A 21471-nucleotide genomic window follows, 5' to 3' on the forward strand; every position below is an offset into this window, starting at 1 on the left:
ATTGCATGTCTCTCAAGATCGCCTTCTGCGCCTCCAACGCCCCGATCGCGCAATCTGCGCTGGCCGGGCTCTCCCGGCGCTATGGGAACCACGCCGAAAAGGGCGCCGACGTGATCGTCGCGCTTGGAGGCGACGGCTTCATGCTGCACACGCTGCACCGCACGGAGGAACTGGCGGCCCCGGTCTACGGAATGAATCGCGGCACCGTCGGCTTCCTGATGAACGAGTATTCCGAGCACGCGCTCGAAGAGCGTCTGGCCGCCGCCGAGGAGGCGGTCATCAACCCGCTGTCGATGCGCGCCCACCGGGCCGACGGCAGCGACCACCGGGCGCTGGCGATCAACGAGGTGTCGCTGCTGCGTGCCGGACCGCAGGCCGCGCGGCTGGCGATCCATGTCGACGGCAAGCTGCGGATGCCCGAGCTGGTCTGCGACGGCGCCCTGCTGGCGACACCGGCAGGCTCGACCGCCTACAACTACTCGGCGCACGGGCCGATCCTGCCAATCGGTGCCGAGGTGCTGGCGCTGACCGCCGTGGCCGCCTTCCGACCGCGCCGCTGGCGGGGCGCCTTGCTGCCCAAGGCCGCCGAGGTGACCTTCGAGGTGCTCGAGGCCGAAAAGCGCCCGGTCATGGCCGAGGCCGACAGCCAGTCTGTACGCGACGTGGTGCGTGTCGACATCCGGTCCGAACCCTCGGTTGCGCACCGCGTTCTCTTCGATCCGGGCCACGGTCTCGAGGAACGGCTGATCCGCGAACAGTTCGTCTGACCGGTGGAACCGGCGGCCTTTCTCCGGCGTTCCTAGACTGAAACCCCGCGACGAGGCGGGCGACGCCGAGAAAAGGAGGCAACCCGATGAACTGGGATGTGATTCAAGGCAAATGGAAGCAGCTCAAGGGCGACACCCAGTCGTACTGGGGCAAGCTGACAGACGACGATGTGGACCGCGCTGCGGGCGACCGCGAGAAGCTGGTCGGCATCGTTCAGGAACGTTACGGCCTTGCAAAGGATGACGCAGAAAGACAGGTGGACGAGTTCGCCGCCAAGCACTCCGCCTGACGCGCAGTGCAGGCACGTGCCAAAAGGCCCCGGGTTTCCCTCCCCGGGGTCTTTTCGTGTCAGGCTTCCGCCGACGCTTCAGGTCATAGTGCTTGCGACGCGGTGCCGGATCCGGTCCAGTGGCCCATACCCACGGATCGCCGCACCTGAGGAACAACATGATCGAAGGATTCCACCACGTTGCCGTGATCTGCAGCGACTACGCGCGGAGCCGGGCCTTCTATACCGACACGCTCGGTCTCGAGGTCATCGCGGAAACATGGCGCGCCGAGCGGCAGAGCTGGAAGCTCGACCTGGCAATACCGGGCGGCGGGCAGCTCGAGCTCTTCAGCTTCCCCGAACCGCCGAGCCGACCGACCCGGCCCGAGGCGCGGGGCCTCCGCCACCTCGCCTTTTCTGTCGGTGACGTGACCGCGGCCAAGGCCCGGCTCGAGGCGGGTGGCGTTGCGGTCGAGCCGATCCGCACCGACGCGCTTACCGGCAAGCGCTTCACCTTCTTCGCCGATCCGGACGGGCTGCCGCTCGAACTATACGAAGCCTGACGCCTTGGCTTGAGGGAACTCGTATCGGACGGCCTCGTTGGTCACGGAGAAAGGATGTCTCCATGCCCCTTGTCGAAAGCGTTCTCTCCTCCCCATGGTTCCTGATCATCTGGGCCCTTCTGATGATCCCCTGCGAGATCTGGCTGCTGCGCGATCTGGCAACGAAGAACAGTCACCTGATGAGCCTGATGAAGCTGGTCTGGGCGCTGACCGTTTTCTACTCGGGTCCGCTTGGCCTGTGGGTCTACCTCTCTTGCGGCCGCAAGGAGATCTCCGACGACGGTCTCTGGCGCCGCAGCTTCCGCTCGGTCGCGCACTGCTACTCGGGCTGCGGGCTGGGCGAGATCGTCGGTCTCACGCTGGCTGTCGGCCTGCTGCGCCTCGAAACCTTCGGCACGGTCGCGATGACCTTTCTCTTCGCCTACAGTGTCGGGTTCCTGCTGACCCTGGGTCCGCTGATTCAGGACGGTGTGCCGAAACGCAAGGCCCTGAAGGACACCTTCCTTGCAGAGACGCCCTCGATCGCGGTGATGGAGATCGTTGCCATCACGGTCGATCTGACGCTCGCGGGCGACGCCGGGTTGGGCGATATCCGGTTCTGGTCGTCGCTGATCGTGTCGCTGAGTTGCGGCCTGTTCGCCGCCTATCCGGTCAACGTTCTGCTCATCCGCTTCGGCGTGAAGGAAGGCATGATGGACCCGCGCATGACGGATCATTCCGGACATGATCACGGCGGTGGCGACGACCACGACGGGCACGAGCACGAGCACGAGCATCACGCCCACCACGCTCATTGATCTGGGAAACGGAAAACGCGCCACGGGTCTCCCTGCGGCGCGTTCACTTCATGGTCTCACGGGTCAGGTTCAGGCAGGCACCTTCTTCCCGTAACCGAGACCCTGCAGCGCCTCGCGGATCTCGTCGAGGATCGCCGGATCGTCGATGGTCGCCGGCATCTTGAAGCTCTCGCCGTCGGCGATCTTGACCATGGTCGCGCGCAGGATCTTGCCCGAGCGGGTCTTGGGAAGGCGCTCGACCACGGCGCAGAGCTTGAAGGCCGCCACGGGGCCGATCTGGTCCCGCACCATCCGCACGCATTCCTTGCAGACCTCGGCATGGTCACGCTCCACGCCCGAGCTGAGGCAGATGAAGCCAACCGGCATCTGCCCTTTCAGCTCGTCCGCCACGCCGATCACCGCGCATTCCGCGACATCCGGATGCGAGGCCAGCACTTCTTCCATCGCACCGGTCGACAGGCGGTGGCCCGCCACGTTGATGACGTCGTCGGTGCGCGACATGATGTAGAGGTAGCCGTCCTCGTCCTTCATGCCGGCGTCGCCGGTCTCGTAGTAGCCGGGGAACTGCGTGAGGTAGGACTTGCGGAACCGCTCCTCGGCATTCCACAGCGTCTGCAGCGTGCCCGGGGGCAGCGGCAGCTTGATCGCGATGGCCCCGAGCTCGCCCGCCGGCATCTCGTGGCCGCCCTCGTCGAGGATGCGCACGTCGTAGCCCGGCATCGGCACCGACGGGCTGCCCAGCTTCACGGGCAGCTCCTCGATCCCGATCGGGTTGGCGGCGATGCCCCAGCCGGTTTCCGTCTGCCACCAGTGGTCGATCACCGGAACGCCGAGGTGCTTCTGCGCCCACTCGATGGTCGAGGGATCGGCGCGCTCGCCCGCGAGGAAGAGCGCCTGCAGGTCATGCAGCTTGTAGCGCTTGATCCACTCGCCGTCAGGATCGGCGCGGCGGATCGCCCGCAGCGCGGTGGGTGCCGTGAAGAAGGACTTCACCCGGTGGTTCTGGATGATCCGCCAGAACACGCCCGCGTGCGGCGTTCCGATGGGCTTGCCCTCGAAGACGATGGTCTGCGCCCCGGCGATCAGCGGACCGTAGCAGATGTAGGAGTGCCCGACGACCCAGCCCACGTCCGAGGCGGCCCAGAAGCGGTCACCGGCCTCGATGTTGTAGATGTTCTTCATCGACCATTGCAGCGCAACCAGATGCCCGGCGGTCGAACGCACCACGCCCTTGGGCTGACCGGTCGTGCCCGAGGTATAGAGGATATAGGCCGGATGGTTGCCCTCGACCGGCACGCACTCGGCGGGCTTAACGCCGTACTGGAAGCCGTGCCACGAGAAGTCGCGCCCCTCGATCAGCTTGGCGACCTCCTGCTCGCGCTGGAAGACCACGCAGAACTCGGGCTTGTGCGATGCCTGCTCGATGGCCTCGTCCAGCAGCGGCTTGTAATGCACGACACGGCCCGGCTCGAGGCCGCAACTCGAGGCGATGATCGCCTTGGGCGTGCAGTCGTCGATCCGCACCGCCAGCTCGTGCGCGGCAAAGCCGCCGAAGACCACCGAGTGCACGGCACCGATGCGCGCACAGGCGAGCATCGCCTCGAGCGCCTCGGGGATCATCGGCATGTAGATGATGACCCGGTCGCCCTTTTCCACGCCGCGCATCTTGAGCGCGCCGGCAAGGCTCGCGACCCGGTCACGCAGCTCGGAATAGGTGATGCCCTTGCTCGAATGGGTGATCGGGCTCTCGTGCATGATGGCGATCTCGTCGCCCCGGCCGGCCTCGACGTGACGGTCCACCGCGTTCCAGCAGGTGTTGACCATGCCGTCGGCGAACCATTCGTACATGTCGCCGCCCTTGTCGAAGAGCGCCTTCGACGGGGCCTCGTGCCAGTCGATCGCCTGAGCGGCCTCCATCCAGAAGCCCTCGGGGTCGGATTTCCAGGCTTCGTAAACATCGTTGTAGCCCATGGGGGTCACCTCCTCTCACCTATGGGTAACTTGCTTAGGCAAGCGCCTATGGCTGAGCAAGTATGTTACCGCATAGCAGGACATTTCACCGCAGAATTTTGCTGGAATCGAGCCGGACGGCCTGCAAACATTTGCAAAGACCGCTGGAATTTGCCGTGTTCCTGCGAAGGTTCGCACGGTTTGCAAAGTTTGCGTGAGAGGCGTTCTGCAAATCCGCGCAAGCGAGTCACGTCGCGGATCGCCAACGGTGACGCCCTGCCCTGGCCGGTGAGAGGATCGCGGGAAAACCGCGCAGATCGGTCGGGCGCCGCCCTGCCCCGGGCGGCGCCGAAAGGTCAGCCGTAGCTGGCGACCGGGGTGCCCGCGACCGCTGCCATGTTGAGCAGGCCGCGCGAGGTGATCGATGGCGTCACGATATGCGCGCGGTTGCCGAGCCCCATCAGGATCGGCCCGACCTCGAGCGCACCGGCCTTCAGGCGCAGGATGTTCCGCACCCCGCTCGCCGCATCGGCCTGCGCGAAGATCAGCACGTTCGCGGCGCCTTCCATGCGGTTCTCGGGCATCAGCCGCTCGCGCAGCTCGGGGTCGAGCGCGCTGTCCACGTGCATCTCGCCCTCGTAGATGAAGTCGCGCGGCTGGCTGTCGAGGATCTCGAGCGCGGCGCGGATGCGCGGCCCCGAGCCATCGGCCTGGTTGCCGAATTGCGAGCGCGAGCAGAGCGCGATCTTGGGCAGCAGGCCGAAGCGACGCACGTGGCGGGCCGCGCCGATCACCGTCTCGGCGATCTGCTCGGGGCTCGGCTCGGTCCAGACCTGCGTGTCCGCAAGGAACAGCGGCCCGTCCTCGAGGATCATCAGCGACAGCGCGCCCTGCGGGCGCAGCCCCTCGTTGCCCAGCACCTGCGTGATATAGTTGAGGTGCCAGCGATACTCGCCGAAGGTGCCGCAGATCATGCTGTCGGCCTCTTCGCGGTGCACCATGATCGCCGCGATGGCGGTGGTGTTGGTGCGCAGGATCGCGCGGGCGAGGTCCGGCGTCACGCCACGGCGCGCCATGAGCCTGTGGTAGGTTTCCCAGTAGTCGCGGTAGCGCGGGTCGTCCTGCGGGTTGACCACGTGGAAGTCGCGCCCCGGCCGGATCTCGAGCCCCATGCGCTCGCAGCGGGCCTCGATCACTTCGGGACGGCCGATCAGGATCGGATGCTCGGTCGTCTCCTCGAGGATCGCCTGTGCCGAGCGCAGCACGCGCTCGTCCTCGCCCTCGGAAAAGACGATGCGGCGCGACGCGGTCCGGGCGGCCTCGAACACCGGGCGCATCAGCAGCGCCGACTTGAAGACGCTCTGGTTGAGCCGCTCCTTGTAGGCCTGGATGTCATCGAGCGGGCGTTCCGCCACCCCGGAGTCCATCGCGGCCTTCGCCACGGCCGAGGACACCACCGCCGACAGGCGCGGGTCGAAGGGCTTGGGGATCAGGTAGTCGCGGCCGAAGGTCAGCTGCTCGCCGTGGTAGGCGGCGGCGGCCTCGGCACTGGTGGTCGCACGTGCCAGCGCCGCGATACCCTCGACGCAGGCCACGGCCATGTCGTCGTTGATCTCGGTGGCCCCAACGTCGAGCGCGCCGCGGAAGATGAAGGGAAAGCACAGGACGTTGTTGACCTGGTTCGGGAAATCCGACCGCCCGGTCGCAATGATCGCGTCGGGCGCGACGCTGCGGACCGCGTCGGGCATGATCTCGGGCGTGGGGTTGGCAAGCGCGAAGACGATCGGCGCATCGCTCATGCGTGCGACCTGTTCGGGCTTCAGGACCCCCGGGCCCGACAGCCCGAGGAACAGGTCGGCCCCTTCGATCACCTCGTCGAGAGTGCGCAGCTCGCTCTTCTGGGCAAAGGCGGCCTTTTGCGGGGTCATGTCCTCTTCGCGGCCCTCGTGGACGAGGCCATGAATGTCGCAGAGCCAGACGTTCTCGCGTTTCACGCCAAGCTTCAGCAGCATGTTGAGGCAGGCAATCCCGGCGGCACCGCCCCCGGTCGAGACGACCTTGATGTCCTCGAAGCTCTTGCCGGCAACGTGCAGTGCGTTGAGAGCTGCGGCGCCGACCACGATGGCGGTGCCGTGCTGATCGTCGTGGAAGACCGGGATGTTCATCCGCTCGCGGCAGATCTTCTCGACGATGAAGCAGTCGGGGGCCTTGATGTCCTCGAGATTGATGGCGCCGAAGGTGGGCTCCATCGCGCAGACGATATCGGCGAGCTTCTCGGGGTCGGGCTCGTTCAGCTCGATGTCGAAACAGTCGATGTTGGCGAACTTCTTGAAGAGGACCGCCTTGCCCTCCATCACCGGCTTCGATGCGAGCGGGCCGATGTTGCCGAGCCCCAGCACCGCGGTGCCGTTCGAAACCACGGCCACGAGGTTGCCGCGTGCGGTGTAGCGGGCAGCAGCCTTGGGATCGGCCTGTATCTCGGTGCAGGCCTCGGCGACGCCGGGCGAATAGGCGCGACTCAGGTCGCGACCGTTCGCCAGCGGCTTCGTGGCACGGATCTCGAGTTTTCCGGGCTTCGGATTTTCGTGGTAGAACAGCGCCGCCTGGCGCAGGCTTTCCTGGGCAGTGTCCGACATGACAGGCTGCGCTCCCGATAATAGTTCAACGCTGAACAATCTAGTGGGAGCGGAATAGCAGGAAGCCCCTCATGCGTAAAGACTGGGGGCGCCGGCGCAAGCCGTCAGTAGACGACGGCCCGCAACAGCTCGATGCGCTGGTCTGCTTCCTGCTGGGTCAGGTCCGGATCGAAGGGCTCGCCCGCCCGCTCGGAGAGGGCACGCAGGTCCGCTTCCTGCTCTGCGGTCATCGGCTGGCGCGGCTCCGGCGGAACGTCCAGTGCGGGGTCGAGGCGCGCGGCATTGGCGGCTGTATTCATTTCACAATATCCTTTCGTTACCGAATACGAACGCATGGTTTTCGGGCGAGTTCCATTCGGCGGGTCCTACGTTTGCGCTCACCGCCACATGGGGCCCATTTCGGCGGGTGACAACCACCCGCCCCGCTCCTATAACCCGCGCGAAATCGAGATCAGAACCCAAGGAGTTTTTCCGCGATGTCCACCCTGGTTTTCGGCCACAAATCCCCCGACACCGACAGCACCGGCAGCCCGATCGTCTGGGCATGGTACCTCAACGAGGTGAAGGGCGAGGCCGCCAAGCCCGTGCTGCTCGGCGAGCCCAACACCGAGGCCGCCTTCATGCTCGAGCACTTCGGCCTTGAGAAGCCCGAGATCATCGGTGACGTCGCCGAGGACGCGCCCGTCGTCATCGTCGACACCAACAACCCCGCCGAGCTTCCGGCGTCGATCAACAAGGCCGACATCCGCGGCATCATCGACCACCACAAGCTGGTCGGCGGTCTCGAGACCAAGGGTCCGATCGACATCACCGTGCGCCCGCTCGCCTGCACCGCGACCCTTCTCTACGACCTGATGGGCGACGACGCGGCGAAGATGCCCGACGCGATCAAGGGCGCGGCGCTGACCTGCATCCTGTCGGACACGCTGGAGTTCCGGTCGCCCACCACGACCGGGCATGACAAGGAAGTCGCGGCCAAGCTCGCCTCCGACCTCGGCATCGAGATCGGCGATCTTTCCGAGAAGATGTTCGCCGCGAAGTCCGATGTCTCGGCCTTCTCCGACGCCGAGCTGATCCGCATGGACTCGAAGGAGTATGCGGTCGACGGCACCAAGTTCCGCGTCTCCGTGCTCGAGACCACCGCGCCCGAGATCCCGCTCGGCCGCAAGGACAGCCTGATGGAGACCTTCAAGACCGTCGCCTCCGAGGACGGCGTCGACGAGGTGCTGCTGTTCATCGTCGACATCCTCAAGGAAGAGGCGACCCTCCTCGTGCCGAACGACACCGTGAAGGGCGTGGCCGAGAAGAGCTTCAACGTTTCCGTCGATGGCGACACCGTGGTGCTGCCCGGCGTGATGAGCCGCAAGAAGCAGATCATTCCGAACCTCAAGGTCTGATCCGCCAGCGCATACAGATGCGAAAGGCGCTCCCGTCCGGGGGCGCCTTTTTCGTTCGTGGGGCGCGGGCAGGTCACCGTGTCGCGGCCGCACGGCCCGCAAGGCGCTTGCGCCGGAACGCGCGCCGGGCGTAGCGATAGGCATGACACCCAAGCTCCTGACAACCCTGCGCGACTACTCAGCCGAGAGCCTCCGCGCCGACCTCTGGGCCGGCGTGACCGTGGCGATGGTGGCGCTGCCGCTCAGCCTTGCCATCGCCATCGCCTCGGGCGCGGGGCCCGAAACCGGGCTGGTGACGGCAATCGTCGCGGGCTTCCTGATCTCGGCGCTGGGGGGAAGCCGGGTGCAGATCGGCGGCCCCACGGGAGCCTTCATCGTCGTCGTGGCCGGGGTCATCGACCAGCACGGCTTTTCCGGCCTCGTCACCGCCACCTTCATGGCCGGGCTGATCCTGCTGGCCGCCGGTGCGCTGCGGGCGGGGCGGCTCATCCGCTACGTGCCCGAGCCGGTGATCAACGGGTTCACCATCGGCATCGCCGCCATCATCGCGCTGAGCCAGCTCAAGGACCTGCTGGGCATCTCGGCCCCCATGCCCGCCGACGCGCTCGAGAAACTCGCGGCACTCTGGGACGCACGGGGCGAGGTCGCCGCATGGCCGCTCGGCATCGGCATCGCCACCATTGCGCTGATCACGCTGTTCCGCCGGCTCGCCCCGGCGTGGCCCGGGCTGATCGTCGCGGTGGCGCTGACCTCGGGGGCCGTGGCGCTCTTCGACCTGCCGGTCGAGACGCTGGGGGACCGCTTCGGCACGCTGCCGCGCGGGCTGCCCATGCCCGCCCTGCCCGACCTGTCGCCCGGCACCCTGCGCGAGCTGCTGCCCTCGGCGCTGATCATCGCCTTCCTCGCCGGGGTCGAGTCGCTGCTCTCGGCGATGGTGGCCGACCGCATGACCGGCTACCGGCACCGCTCGGGCGCCGAGTTGCTGGCGCAGGGGGCGGCCAATCTCGGCTCGTCGCTGTTCGGCGGGCTGCCCGCCACCGGCGCCATCGCGCGCACCGCGACCAACATCCGCGCCGGCGGGCGCACGCCGGTGGCCGGCCTCGTGCATGCACTCACCATCCTGCTGGCGATGCTCATCGCGGCGCCGCTCGCCTCGGCGCTGGCGATGCCGGCGCTGGCAGGGCTGCTGCTCCTGACCGCCTGGAACATGAGCGAACCGCAGCACTGGCGCGCCCATGCCACACAAGGCCATCTCAGCGACCGGGGTCTGCTGGCGATGACGCTGGTGCTGACGATCTTCACGGATCTGACAATCGCCATCGGGATGGGGGTGAGCGTCGGGCTTGCCCTGCGGCTGCGGCGGCGCGAGGTGCCGCCCGCCGACTGGACCCCGCCCGACCGCTAGCGCTGGCCTTCCCCCCGGCGCTGCGCCAAGCTGCGGCCCTGAGGCCACGCGCAGGAGACCAGGACACCGATGACCGACGACACCATCCGCATCGCAAACGATGCGCTTTCCGCAACGATCGCGCCGCTCGGCGCCGAGATGCAGACCTTGCGCACCGCCGCCGGAGACGACCTGCTGTGGCACGGCGATCCGACCTGGTGGAGCGGCCGGGCGCCGATCCTCTTTCCGATCGTCGGGCGCGCGCCTGGCAACCGCATCGCCGTGGGCGACCACGAGGCCGAGATGCGCCAGCACGGCTTTGCCCGGCGCGCGACCTTTGCGATTGACGACCACGGGCCGGACCACTGCCGGCATGTCCTTCGCGATGACGCGGAGACCCGGACGCTCTATCCCTTTGCCTTCGAGCTGTCGGTCACGCATGGCCTCGAGGGCGACACGCTCGCGGTGGGAGTCGAGATCACCAACCACGACGACCGCGAGATGCCCTTCGGCTTCGGCTTCCACCCGGCCTTTGCCTGGCCCTTGCCCGGCGCGAAGGGGCTTCCGCACGAGGTGCTTCTTGCCAACGGCGCCGAGCCCGCGCTGGCGCGGCTGAGCGACGGGCTGCTGCCCCCCGACCGCCATGCCTCGCCCTTCGACGAGGGGCGGCTGGTGCTCGACCCCACGCAGTTCGAGGCCGACGCGATGATCTTTCCCGAGGGCGCCGGCGACACGCTGCGCTACGGCGTGCCGGAGGGCCCGCAGCTGTCCTTCCGCTTCGAGAACCTGCCCAACCTCGCGCTCTGGACTATTCCCGGCGCGCCCTATCTCTGCGTCGAGCCGTGGCACGGCATGGCCGCCGAAACCGGTGCCTCGCCACAGATCTCCGAACGCCCGTTCAGCCTTGCCCTCGCGCCCGGCGACAGCGTGCGTTTCGGCTATCGGGTCACGGTCGATCTCTAAGGCGCCGCCGGGCTGGCCAAGCCCGGCCCGCCCCCGTAACAACGGCGCGACCAGTCTCTCCCCCGAGGTATCCATGACGCAGATTATCGAAGCCCTGTCCGACATCTCCCACCAGTATGACGCCATGTTCGTCGACCTCTGGGGGTGCCTGCACAACGGCGTCACCGCCTATCCCGAGGCCGTCGAGGCGCTGCGGGCCTACCGCAAGCAGGGCGGCGTCGTGGTGCTGGTCACCAACTCGCCGCGCGGCCGCGCCGAGGTCTACAAGCAGTTCGAGGGGTTCGGCATTCCGGACGACTGCTTCGACAACATCGCGAGCTCGGGCGATTCCGCCCGCGCGGCGATGTTCGAGGGCGCCGTGGGCCGCAAGGTCTACTTCATCGGAACCGAGGCCGAGCTGCCGTTCTTCGAACCGATGAAGCTGATCGAGAACCCGGTCGAGGTCGAGCGCGTGGCGCTCGAGGAGGCCGAGGGCATCGTCTGCACCGGCCTCTTCGACGCAAAGGCCGACCCCGCCGAGATGCGCCCGCAATTCCTGCTCGCCAAGCAGAAGGGGCTGAAGCTGCTCTGTGCCAATCCCGACGTTGTCGTCGACCGCGGCGATCACCGCGAATGGTGCGCGGGCGCCCTCGCGGCGCTCTACTCCGAGATGGGCGGCGAGAGCCTCTACTTCGGCAAGCCGCATCCGCCCATCTATGACCTTGCCCGCCGCCGGCTGGCCGAGGTTGCCCCCGACCTGTCGGACCCGACCATTCTCGCCATCGGGGACGGCGTGCGCACCGACATCCAGGGGGCACAGGGAGAGGACATCGATTCGCTGTTCGTGACCGGTGGGCTTGCTGCCGAAGAGACCCGCACCGACCGGCAGCCGCACGAGAAGGCTCTGCTCGACTTCCTCGAAAAGGAAGGCGTGGGCGCGACCTACTCCATTGGTTTCCTGCGCTGAACCTTTTCCCGAGCGGACCCTGATCGCCACCGGGTCCCGCCGCGAACGCGCGGCGGGACACATGCCGAGTTTTGAAACTCATTTGAAATGGGTTACGCTACGTAAACGGCGTGGCCAAACGTAGCGTAACCGTTCGAGTCCCAGTCAATTTCCCGGCCACGGCCTGCATTGCAAATGCCAACCTGTTGCCAGGAGATTTTCGACATGACCGATTGGAGTATCAAGGCGCTCGAGCTTGCCAACTGCAACTGCGCGTTCGGCTGCCCGTGCCAGTTCAGCCAGCCCCCCAGTGACGGCACCTGCGAGGCCGCCGTCGCCTTCGACATCACCGAGGGGCACTACGGTGACATCGACCTGAGCGGTCTCAAGGCCGCGACGCTCTACAAGTGGCCCGGTGCCGTGCACGAGGGCAACGGCCAGATGCAGCTCATCATCGACGAATCTGCAACGCCTGCGCAGCGCGAGGCCCTCGAGAAGATCATGACCGGTGAGGACACCGAGGAGATGGCCACCATGTGGTTCGTCTTCGGCGCGATGTCCCCGAACCGTCACCCCACGCTCACCGGCACCATCGAGATGAGCTATGACGAGGAGACCGGCATCGGCTCGATCAAGGCCGCCTCGGCGTTCTCGACCGACATCAAGCCGATCCCCAACATCGTCAGCGGCGAGCCGCATCACGTACGGGTCAACCTGCCCCACGGGTTCGAGTTCAGCAGCGCCGCCTTTGCCTGCGGCTCGACCGAAACCGGCGATGCCGCGATCGAACTGCTGAAGAATTCCGCGAGCCACGCACATATCGCGCACCTGCACCTGACCGGTGCAGGCGTCGTTCACGCCTGACGGGGGCGGGAGATGACCGGGATGTCGAACCGACCGCCCGGCGCCGGACTGGCCGAGACGCTGGCCCGGCGCGACACGCTTGTCGTCGTCTTCGCGGTGGCCGTGATCGTGCTGCTCGCGGGGCTCTACACCGTCTTCGGTGTCGGCATGAGCATGACCGCGCTGGACATGACGCGCATGGCGCCTCCGGTCGGGCAGCCCCCCATGTCGATGGGCATGGCCCCGGCCTGGAGCCCCGGCTACGCGCTTCTGATCTTCCTCATGTGGTGGATCATGATGATCGCGATGATGACCCCCAGCGCCGCGCCGATGCTCCTGCTTTTCGTCGCGGTCAAGAAGGGGGGCACGGAGCGGGATCGGGCGCACCTGCTGGGGCTGACTTTCCTCGCGGGCTACCTGCTGTGCTGGGCCCTGTTCTCGGCCGGGGCCGCCGCGGCGCAATGGCTGCTGGAAGGCGCCGGGCTTGTCGATGGCGCGATGATGACGGTGAAATCCGCGGGCTTCTCGGGCCTCGTGATGATCGCCGCCGGGATTTTCCAGTTCACGCCTCTGAAGGACGCCTGCCTCGCGCATTGCCGCAGCCCCGCGCATTTCCTTGCCGCCCACAGACGCCCGGGCATGGGCGGCGCGCTCAGGATGGGGCTCGACCACGGGAGCTACTGCCTCGGGTGCTGCTGGGCGCTGATGGCGCTGCTCTTTGTCGGTGGCATCATGAACCTGTGGTGGATCGTCGGGCTGGCGCTGTTCGTGCTGGCCGAGAAGCTGCTGCCCTGGCCCCGCGCCCTGAGCCGGGGCGCGGGCATTGCGCTCGTGCTGGCCGGTCTCTGGCTGCTCGCCCCGGCGCTCGCGGGCGGGCTCTGAGCCCCCCGCCACACTGCCGCCCCCCGGTTCTTTCGTCTCGGATCCGGAAAACACCCTTGATTTTCTGCGCCCGCGAAGTAATAAAGTTACCGAAATCGCGGCATTCGTCGCGTATTTATTACGAGGCGAAAGCCATGGAGGCTGAGATGTTGGACAACTTCCCGCGCGGCACGATCTGCATCGAGGACATCGAGATGGGGATGACCCGCCACCTGCGCAAAGAGGTGACGGATCGCGACATCGAGCTTTTCGCCGAGGTCTCGACCGACCGGAACCCGGTGCATCTCGACGACGCCTACGCCCACGACACGATCTTCGAGGGCCGCATCGCGCACGGCATGCTGACGGCCGGGCTGATCTCTGCGGTGATCGGCGAGCAGCTGCCCGGCCACGGCACGATCTACCTTGGCCAGACGCTGAAGTTCCTCGCCCCGGTGCGCCCGGGTGATGTCGTCTATGCCGAGGTGAAGGTCGTCGATATCGAACACGCCAAGCGGCGGGTCACGCTGGAATGCCACTGCTCGGTCGACGGCAAGAAGGTCGTCGTCGGAGAGGCCAAGGTGCTCGCGCCGTCGCGCAAGTTCGACTGACGCCCATGGTGGGTTGAAAACCAGCCCCTTGGGTCTGCGCCGGGTGGGCGCATCGCCCAGCCTACAGCGAATCCTCGACGCGGAAGCCCTCGGGGATGGCGTCGCGGTCCTCGAGCAGAAGCTCGGCCATGACCTGCGCCACCTTGGGCGCCATGCCGAAGCCGATCTTGAAGCCGCCGTTGGCGATGTAGTGCCCCGCCCGGTCGGGCCAGGCGCCCAGCATCGGCGCGCGGCTCTTGGCGCGCGGGCGCACCCCGGCCCAGCGTTCGACCACCTCGGCCCCGTGCAGCAGCGGCAGCGCCGCCACCGCGCGCTCGACCAGCGCATCGCATTGCGCGTCGCAGGCGGCGGGGTCGTCGAACTCCCGCTCCGAGGTCGAGCCGAGCGCCACCGTACCGTCGTGATGCGGGATGATGTGCAGCCCGCCCGCGAAGATCTGCGGCACCTCTCCGGCGTCATGGCGCAGCAGCACCGACTGCCCCTTCACACCGCCGCCGACGTTGCGTCCGAAGGTCTCGGACAGTTCCGTCAGCCCCCGCCAGCCGGTCGCCCAGAGCACGCGGCCCGCGTCGGGGGCCTCGATCACGATCTCGACGCCCATGGCCCGCAAGGCCGCTTCCAGCGACGCCACCGCGCGGCGCGGTGACATGCGCGCGCTGAGCGTGTCGCGGATCAGCCAGCCGGTCTCGGTGATCGGCGCCCAGGCGCCGGCCTGCGCGACCGGAATCACCTCCCAGACCGCCGCGTCCTTCCAGAGCGCCCGTGCCGTGCCCTCGCGCGCCCGCGCCAGCTCGAGCCCGCGCGCATCGGCCACCGGCTGAAGGCGCCCGCTCCGCGCGTAATCGGGAGACACCCCGCCCGTGGCCTCGACCTCGGCCCAGAAGTCCTGCGCCATGAGCAGGCTTTCGAGCTGGAACGCCTTTTTCTCGTTCCAGTTCTCGGGAACATGCGGCGCCAGCGCACCGACGATCCCGCCGCTCGAGCCGGCACCCGGCCCGGCAGGGTCGACGACCCGCACCGATGCACCACGGCGCACACAGGCCCAGGCGATCGACAGGCCGAAGATGCCCGCACCGCGCACTGTCACGTCCACACTTGCCATTCGCGCGCCTCCCCTTCATGGTCGCGCCCGTTCTACAGCCCCAACCCGGTGACGGGAACCGGTTTCCCGACCGGGTGCGCGGGCCCCGACCACTCGACCTTCAAACGGACTCTCCGAGCGCGCCAAGGCGGCCCGTGACGTTCCAGGACAGATGCAGATGACGATTGAGCCCGACGCTCCGGATTGGCGCGAGGGCGGGGTTCCCGTGTCGCCCCGCTTCGACGACCCCTATTACTCGCTCGAGAACGGGCTGGCCGAGACGCGCCACACCTTCCTCGCCGGCAACGGCTTGCCCGACCGCTTCCGCGACGGCTTCCACGTCGCCGAGCTGGGCTTCGGCACCGGTCTCAACCTGCTCGCCACGCTGCACCTGTGGCGACAATGCGGCCAGGCGGGGCAGCTGCGCTTCACCTCATTCGAGGCGTTCCCGATGGCGGCCGCAGACATGGTCCGCGCGCAGGGCGCCTTTCCCGAGCTGGCCGGCGTGGCGGCGGAACTCGCCCCCTTCTGGCAGTCCGGCGCACAGGAGATCGTGCTGCCCGACCTGCGGTTCCGAATGATCGAGGGCGACGCCCGCAAGACCCTGCCCGCCTGGGACGGTGCCGCGCACGCCTGGTTCCTCGACGGCTTCTCGCCGGCCAAGAACCCCGAGCTCTGGGGCGAGCGGCTCATGGCCGAGGTCGCCCGGCACACGGCCCCCGGCGGCACCGCCGCCACCTACACCGCGGCAGGCCACGTGCGCCGCGCCCTCGAAGCCGCGGGCTTCGCGGTGACGCGGGCGCCCGGGTTCGGCCGCAAGAGACACATGACGATAGCGGAGCGCAGCTGATGGCGGAACAGAACACGAGATTCGGCATCTGGCTGATGGTGCTGACCACCTTCATCTTCGCGGTGCAGGACGGCATCTCGCGCCACCTCTCGGCCGAGTACAATGTCTACATGGTGGTGATGATCCGCTACTGGTTCTTCGCGGCTTTCGTCATCGCCCTCGCGGGCCGGCAGGCCGGCGGGCTCCGGGCGGCCGCGGCGACCACCCAGCCGCTGCTGCAGGCCTTCCGTGGCGTGCTGCTGGTGGGCGAGATCTGGGTGATGATCACCGCCTTCGTGCTGCTGGGCCTGACCGAGAGCCACGCCGTCTTCACCGCCTACCCGCTGCTGGTGGCGGCGCTTTCCGGCCCGATCCTCGGCGAAAAGGTCGGCTGGCGGCGCTGGACGGCCATCGGCATCGGCTTCATCGGTGTCATCATCATCCTGCAACCCTCGGGCGGGGTGTTCTCGCCCAAGGCCGCCGTGCCGCTGGCCGCAGCGCTGATGTTCGCGCTCTATGGCCTGCTCACCCGCTACGCTGCCCGTCGCGACAGCGCCGCGACCTCGTTCTTCTGGACCGGCGTTTCGGGCGCCGTCACCGCGACGCTGGTGGGCGCGTGGTTCTGGGAGCCGATGACCGGCCCCGACTGGGTCTGGATGATCCTGCTGTGCATCACCGGCGCGGCCGGGCACTTCACGCTCATCAAGTGCTACGAGGTCGCAGAGGCCTCGGCGGTGCAGCCCTTCGCCTACCTGCAGCTCGTCTTCGCCTCGACGCTCGGGATGACCGTCTTCGGCGAGACACTGCGGCCGAACGTGGCCATCGGCGCCGCGATCATCGTGGCGGCCGGCCTCTTCACGCTATGGCGGACGCGGCAGAAGGCGTGAGCAAGGGCGTGGCGGGTTGCACCCCCACCCTGCCCCGCGCGGCACCGACGCTCGATAGCGCGGGCGGCAGAGACCGTGGCATGGGCGCGGTCCCGTTCCGGGCACGCTCCTTTCGACACCGGAACGCGCAGCGCAGGTGATGCAGGCAGGGCGTGGGTTGAAAACCCACCCTACGAGGATGTCGCGCCGTTCAGCGGGATCGCGGTCGGGGCGGGTGGAGGTCAGCGCTTTTGAGCGGCACCCGCGCAAAAGAAAACCCCGCGCCAACGGCGCGGGGTTTCCCGTAAGACAGGTCGATCGCGATTACATGCGCGACGCGACGTTTTCCCAGTTCACCAGGTTGTCGAGGAAGTTCGCCAGGTAGGCCGGGCGCTTGTTGCGGAAGTCGATGTAGTAGGAGTGCTCCCACACGTCGCAACCCAGCAGCGCGGTCTGGCCGAAGCACAGCGGGTTCACGCCGTTCTCGGTCTTGGTGATCTTGAGCGAACCGTCGCTGTCCTTGACGAGCCATGCCCAGCCCGAGCCGAACTGGCCTGCGCCGGCAGCCGAGAAGTCTTCCTTGAACTTCTCGATCGAGCCGAAGCTCTCTTTCAGTGCCGCTTCAAGCTCGGACGGCATGGCGTTGTCGCCGGCGCCCATCATTTCCCAGAACTGGGTGTGGTTCCAGTGCTGCGATGCGTTGTTGAACAGGCCCGACTGCGCCACGGCGCCGGAGTCGTAGGTGCCCTTGACGATCTCTTCGAGCGACTTGTCAGCCCACTCGGTGCCGTCGATCAGCTTGTTGAGCGTGGTGACATAGGTGTTGTGGTGAATGTCGTGGTGATACTCGAGGGTCTCCTGCGACATGCCCTTCGAAGCGAGAGCGTCGTGCGCATAGGGAAGATCGGGAAGTTCGAAAGCCATAGTGGATATCCTCTTGGTCGAGAGTGAATTTGTTCATCATTCCTAGACCCGCATGGCGCGAGGTCAAGCGATGTCATGGCTTAAACGTGTGCCGAAGCAAGATGTTCCCGGTGCGCCCCCGCTCAGATGGGGTGGAATTCGACCTCGCCGCCGCCCTCGGCCGAGACGCCGAGCACCTTGAAGGCATAGTCGCCCACCGACCGGAACACGAAGACCTGCGCGGTCCCGGCATCGCGCAGCCAGTAGCCCGCCGCGACCTGCGCAAGCCGCGAGCGGCGCACGTCTCCGGGGGCGAAGGCCTCGGGCGAGACGTCCGCTGGGCAGACCTTGGCGAGCACGTCACGAAGCGCGGGGCCCGTCACCCGGAACTGGGCGCGGGCGTCCGAGACGTCGGTCGCGGCGAAATGCTGGCCGGCAAGACGCTCTTCGACCTGCGCGAGCGCCTCTGCCACCGCCTCGTAGGGTAGCAGGAACAGCAGCTCGTCGGGCGACATCCACAGAAGCGCACGATCCCCGGCCTCGGCGGACCGGCGGATGTCGGGGAAGCCGGTGCCGGTGACGGCACAGACCGCCTCGCGGAAGGCGTCGGAGAACTCTCCGCGCAGGCTGATCTGGCCCTGCGGCGGCAGCGCCTCGACGGTGCAGAAGCCTTCGCTGCGCGCGCCGGCCATGGGTGCCATGACGTCAGACATTCTGTTTCTCTCCTTCCGGATCGTAGAAGACCGGGCTGACGATGCGCGCCTCGACGGTCGTCAGCGTCTCGCTGGTGTGGTCCTGTTCCTCGGCGGTGAAGGAAATCACCTCGCCCATGCGGTCGGGACCGTGCTTCACGAGGCCCATGGCGATGCCCTTCTTCAGCGTGGGCGACCAGTAGGTCGAGGTCACGCGGCCCTGGGTGTTGCGCTGGCCATTGGCGTTGCGCCCCGGTGCGATGGCATAGGCCCCGTCGGGAAGCACCGAACCGTCGACCGTCTCGAGCCCGACGAGCTTCCAGCGGTCGTCGCGGGCCATGTCGGGCCGCTCCTGCGCGCGCTTGCCGAGGAAGTCGTCCTTCTTCTTCGAAATCGCCCAGTCGAGCCCCAGATCCTGCGGGATCACCGTGCCGTCGGTCTCGACGCCGATCATGATGAAACCCTTCTCGGCGCGCATGACGTGCAGGGCCTCGGTGCCGTAGGGGGTGATGTTCCACTCGCGCCCGGCGTCGAGCAGCTTGCCCCAGAACGCGCGGCCGCGGTTGGCGGGCACGGCGATCTCGTAGCTGAGCTCGCCCGAGAACGAGATGCGGTAGACCCGCACCGGCGTATCTGCGAGCGTACCATCGGCCCAGGCCATGAACGGCAGCGTCTCCTTCGAGACATCCATGCCGCCGAGCTTCTCGAGCAGCTTGCGCGCGTTCGGACCGACGACGGCGATCTGCGCGTATTGCTCGGTCAGGTTCGCGGTGTAGACCTTCCAGTCCCACCACTCGCACTGCAGCCAGTCCTCCATGTGGGCATGGATGTTGTCCGCCCCGCCCGAGGTCGTGTGGCACAGGAAGCTGTCCTCGGACAGGCGCACGACGACGCCGTCATCCATCAGGAAGCCGTTCTCGTTGCACATCAGGCCATAGCGGCAGCGCCCGACCTTCAGCGTCGACATCTTGTTCGTATAGAGCATGTCGAGGAAAGCGCCCGCGTCGGGGCCCTTCACGAGGATCTTGCCCAGCGTCGAGGCGTCGAGCATCCCGAGGCTCTCGCGGGTCGCGTTGATCTCGCGGTTGACCGCCTCGTGCTTGCTCTCGCCCGGGCGCGGATAGCAGTAGGGCCGCCGCCAGTGGCCGACCGGCTCCCACGCGGCGTTGTTCGCCGCGTGCCACGCGTGCATCGGGGTCTGCCGCAGCGGCTGGAAGATCTCGCCGCGCGCCTCGCCCGCGATGGCGCCGAAGCTGATCGGGGTATAGGGCGGACGGAAGGTCGTCGTGCCCACCTGCGGGATCGGCGTGCCCAGCGCGTCGGACAGGATCGCGAGGCCGTTGATGTTCGACAGCTTCCCCTGATCGGTGGCCATCCCGAGCGTGGTGTAGCGCTTGGTGTGCTCGACGCTCTCGTAGCCCTCCTGGGCGGCGAGCTGCACGTCGGACACCTTCACGTCGTTCTGGTAGTCGAGGAACGCCTTCATCTTGAGATCGGGGCGCGCGTTGCGCGGCATGATCCAGACCGGCTCGAGCGGCGTCTCGGCGGTGACCTCGGCGGCCGGCGCGGCGGTCTCGGCGAAACCGTGTCCAAGTGCCTGCGCGGCGGCCTTCCCGGCCCCGTCGGCACAGGCCAGCGTCTCGGGCAGCTTCAGGAAGCCGTTGGCGGCCCCTGCCGCGATCACGAAGGGCTTGCCGTCAGCCCCGGTCGGCGCACGGCCGGCGTCGGGGCGGAAGAAGGCGCCATCGTTGTCCCAGGACAGCTTGCCGCCGCAATGCGACCAGAGGTGCACCACCGGCGACCAGCCGCCCGACATCGCCACCGCGTCGCAGGGGATTTCCTCGAGCATGGCGCCCGTGCCGTCCTGGTTGCAGGTGGCAACCCCGGTGACGCGGGTCCTGCCCAGCACCTTCGACACCGCGCGCCCGGGCTCGACCCGGATGCCCATGTCGCGGGCCTGCTGCATCAGCGCGCCGCCGCCCATGGGCCGCGCGTCGAGGATCGCGGGCACTTCGAGACCGGCGTCCTTGAGGATCATGGCCGTGCGGTAGGCATCGTCGTTGTTGGTGACGATCACGGTCCGTGCGCCCGGCGCCACGCCGTAGTTGACCACGTAGTCGCGCACCGCCGAGGCGAGCATCACGCCCGGCACGTCGTTTCCGGCAAAGCTCAACGGGCGCTCGATGGCGCCGGTGGCCGTGACCACCTGCTTCGTGCGGATCCGCCACAGGCGGTGACGCGGGCCCTTGGCGCCCGGCCGGTGATCGGTGACGCGCTCGTAGCCCAGCACGTAGCCGTGGTCGTAGACCCCGGCGCCCATGCAGCGCAGGCGCAGGCGGACGTTGTCCATCGCCTCGAGCGCGGCCACGGTCCTTTCGATCCAGGCCTCGGGCTCCATGCCCTCGATCGTGCCGCCGTCGACCGGCGCACGGCCACCCCAGTGAGCGGTCTGTTCGAGCAGCAGCACCTGCGCCCCGGCCTCTGCCGCGACCTTCGCCGCCTGCAGGCCGGCCACGCCGCCGCCGATGACCAGCAGGTCGACATGCGCATGGAAGTGCTCGTAGCGGTCGACGTCGCGGGTCTCGGGATGCGGTGCCTTGCCGAGACCGGCGGCCTTGCGGATCACAGGCTCGTAGAGGTGCTTCCAGAACGACCGGGGCCAGAGGAAGGTCTTGTAGTAGAAGCCCGCGGGGAGGAACCGTGCGAGCCTGGCGTTGATTTCGCCGACGTCGTGCTCGAGGCTCGGCCAGTGGTTCTGGCTGTCCGCCACGAGACCGTCGAAGAGTTCGGTCGTGGTCGCACGCTGGTCGGGCTCGAAGCGCGCGCCCTGCCCCAGCTCGACGAGCGCGTTGGGCTCTTCGGCCCCCGAGGCCACAAGCCCGCGCGGGCGGTGGAACTTGTAGCTGCGGCCGAGCAGAACCTGGTCATTGGCCAGCAGCGCCGAGGCCAGCGTGTCGCCGGCATGGCCGGTGAAGCGCTTGCCGTTGAAGGTGAAGCCGATCTGCGTGTCGCGGTCGGTGAAGCGGCCACCCTTGGCCAGTCGCGTGCTCATGCCCAACCTCTTGTCTTGGTGTTGGCGGTGACGGGGGCTGTCTGGCCCCGCGCGCGCCGAGGCGCGCTTCCCCCGAGGATAT

The 21471-nt window shown here is 67.7% G+C and carries 20 protein-coding genes; 13 read left to right on the forward strand and 7 right to left on the reverse strand.

The features are described from left to right. Nucleotides 1–5 precede the first annotated feature (5 nt). From D6860_RS03930 to D6860_RS03945, 4 genes are all read left to right on the forward strand, one after another. Nucleotides 6–767 (forward strand): NAD kinase, encoded by a 762-nt coding sequence (locus D6860_RS03930; RefSeq protein WP_076623896.1) that lies wholly within the window; start codon nucleotides 6–8, stop codon nucleotides 765–767. Between the two features lie 86 nt (nucleotides 768–853). Further along, nucleotides 854–1057 carry a CsbD family protein gene (locus D6860_RS03935; protein ID WP_017468240.1) on the forward strand — a complete coding sequence of 68 codons (204 nt, stop codon included), beginning with the start codon at nucleotides 854–856 and terminating at the stop codon, nucleotides 1055–1057. A gap of 158 nt (nucleotides 1058–1215) precedes the next feature. Continuing rightward, nucleotides 1216–1599: an SMU1112c/YaeR family gloxylase I-like metalloprotein gene (locus D6860_RS03940; protein ID WP_017468241.1), complete on the forward strand. Its 384-nt coding sequence runs from the start codon at nucleotides 1216–1218 to the stop codon at nucleotides 1597–1599. Nucleotides 1600–1661: 62 nt separating this feature from the next. Further along, a complete protein-coding gene (locus D6860_RS03945) occupies nucleotides 1662–2396 on the forward strand; it encodes a DUF4396 domain-containing protein (RefSeq protein WP_017468242.1) in 735 nt (244 codons plus the stop codon). 69 nt (nucleotides 2397–2465) lie between these two features. Here D6860_RS03945 and D6860_RS03950 read toward each other — a convergent pair whose 3' ends face one another. The 3 genes from D6860_RS03950 to D6860_RS03960 form a co-directional block, all read right to left on the reverse strand. Then, on the reverse strand, nucleotides 2466–4367 hold the full coding sequence (locus D6860_RS03950) for a propionyl-CoA synthetase (RefSeq protein ID WP_076623894.1): 1902 nt from the start codon (nucleotides 4365–4367) through the stop codon (nucleotides 2466–2468). A 335-nt stretch (nucleotides 4368–4702) separates the two neighbouring features. Continuing rightward, nucleotides 4703–6982: an NADP-dependent malic enzyme gene (locus D6860_RS03955; RefSeq protein ID WP_076623893.1), complete on the reverse strand. Its 2280-nt coding sequence runs from the start codon at nucleotides 6980–6982 to the stop codon at nucleotides 4703–4705. 104 nt (nucleotides 6983–7086) lie between these two features. Further along, nucleotides 7087–7281 carry a DUF3072 domain-containing protein gene (locus D6860_RS03960; RefSeq protein ID WP_017468872.1) on the reverse strand — a complete coding sequence of 65 codons (195 nt, stop codon included), beginning with the start codon at nucleotides 7279–7281 and terminating at the stop codon, nucleotides 7087–7089. 177 nt (nucleotides 7282–7458) lie between these two features. Here D6860_RS03960 and D6860_RS03965 point away from each other — a divergent pair, with 177 nt between their 5' ends. The 7 genes from D6860_RS03965 (at nucleotide 7459) to D6860_RS03995 (ending at nucleotide 13966) form a co-directional block, all read left to right on the forward strand. Next, nucleotides 7459–8379 (forward strand): manganese-dependent inorganic pyrophosphatase, encoded by a 921-nt coding sequence (locus D6860_RS03965; RefSeq protein WP_076623890.1) that lies wholly within the window; start codon nucleotides 7459–7461, stop codon nucleotides 8377–8379. A 142-nt stretch (nucleotides 8380–8521) separates the two neighbouring features. Next, nucleotides 8522–9784 (forward strand): SulP family inorganic anion transporter, encoded by a 1263-nt coding sequence (locus tag D6860_RS03970; RefSeq protein ID WP_076623889.1) that lies wholly within the window; start codon nucleotides 8522–8524, stop codon nucleotides 9782–9784. A 69-nt stretch (nucleotides 9785–9853) separates the two neighbouring features. Continuing rightward, a complete protein-coding gene (locus D6860_RS03975) occupies nucleotides 9854–10726 on the forward strand; it encodes an aldose 1-epimerase family protein (RefSeq protein ID WP_076623886.1) in 873 nt (290 codons plus the stop codon). A gap of 73 nt (nucleotides 10727–10799) precedes the next feature. Then, nucleotides 10800–11672, forward strand: coding sequence for a TIGR01459 family HAD-type hydrolase (locus D6860_RS03980; protein ID WP_076623884.1), 873 nt, complete (start codon nucleotides 10800–10802; stop codon nucleotides 11670–11672). A 204-nt stretch (nucleotides 11673–11876) separates the two neighbouring features. Further along, nucleotides 11877–12515: a DUF1326 domain-containing protein gene (locus D6860_RS03985; protein ID WP_076623881.1), complete on the forward strand. Its 639-nt coding sequence runs from the start codon at nucleotides 11877–11879 to the stop codon at nucleotides 12513–12515. 21 nt (nucleotides 12516–12536) lie between these two features. Continuing rightward, nucleotides 12537–13376, forward strand: coding sequence for a DUF2182 domain-containing protein (locus tag D6860_RS03990; protein ID WP_076623879.1), 840 nt, complete (start codon nucleotides 12537–12539; stop codon nucleotides 13374–13376). A gap of 146 nt (nucleotides 13377–13522) precedes the next feature. Further along, entirely contained in the window at nucleotides 13523–13966 is a 444-nt protein-coding gene (locus tag D6860_RS03995; protein WP_076625386.1) for a MaoC family dehydratase, read from the forward strand. Nucleotides 13967–14027: 61 nt separating this feature from the next. On the opposite strand, the gene D6860_RS04000 is transcribed toward D6860_RS03995, so the two are convergent. Further along, entirely contained in the window at nucleotides 14028–15068 is a 1041-nt protein-coding gene (locus D6860_RS04000) for an NAD(P)/FAD-dependent oxidoreductase (RefSeq protein WP_076623877.1), read from the reverse strand. Nucleotides 15069–15225: 157 nt separating this feature from the next. Here D6860_RS04000 and mnmD point away from each other — a divergent pair, with 157 nt between their 5' ends. Beyond that, complete coding sequence (gene mnmD, locus D6860_RS04005; RefSeq protein ID WP_076625385.1) at nucleotides 15226–15897, forward strand: tRNA (5-methylaminomethyl-2-thiouridine)(34)-methyltransferase MnmC2; 672 nt, start codon at nucleotides 15226–15228, stop codon at nucleotides 15895–15897. Further along, entirely contained in the window at nucleotides 15897–16763 is an 867-nt protein-coding gene (locus D6860_RS04010) for a DMT family transporter (RefSeq protein WP_076623876.1), read from the forward strand. The genes mnmD and D6860_RS04010 overlap by 1 nt, the downstream gene beginning before the upstream one ends. 303 nt (nucleotides 16764–17066) lie before the next feature. Here the strand turns inward: D6860_RS04010 and D6860_RS04015 are convergent, their stop codons facing one another. From D6860_RS04015 to D6860_RS04025, 3 genes are all read right to left on the reverse strand, one after another. Further along, nucleotides 17067–17666, reverse strand: a complete 600-nt coding sequence (locus tag D6860_RS04015) for a superoxide dismutase (protein ID WP_017469632.1) — start codon at nucleotides 17664–17666, stop codon at nucleotides 17067–17069. 122 nt (nucleotides 17667–17788) lie between these two features. Continuing rightward, nucleotides 17789–18358: a sarcosine oxidase subunit gamma gene (locus D6860_RS04020; protein ID WP_076623873.1), complete on the reverse strand. Its 570-nt coding sequence runs from the start codon at nucleotides 18356–18358 to the stop codon at nucleotides 17789–17791. Then, entirely contained in the window at nucleotides 18351–21389 is a 3039-nt protein-coding gene (locus tag D6860_RS04025) for a sarcosine oxidase subunit alpha family protein (RefSeq protein ID WP_076623871.1), read from the reverse strand. Before D6860_RS04025 ends, D6860_RS04020 begins: the two co-directional genes overlap by 8 nt. Nucleotides 21390–21471: the final 82 nt, after the last annotated feature.

The sequence above is a fragment of the Salipiger sp. D13 genome, from assembly GCF_003703915.1.
GTDB lineage: Bacteria > Pseudomonadota > Alphaproteobacteria > Rhodobacterales > Rhodobacteraceae > Salipiger > Salipiger profundus.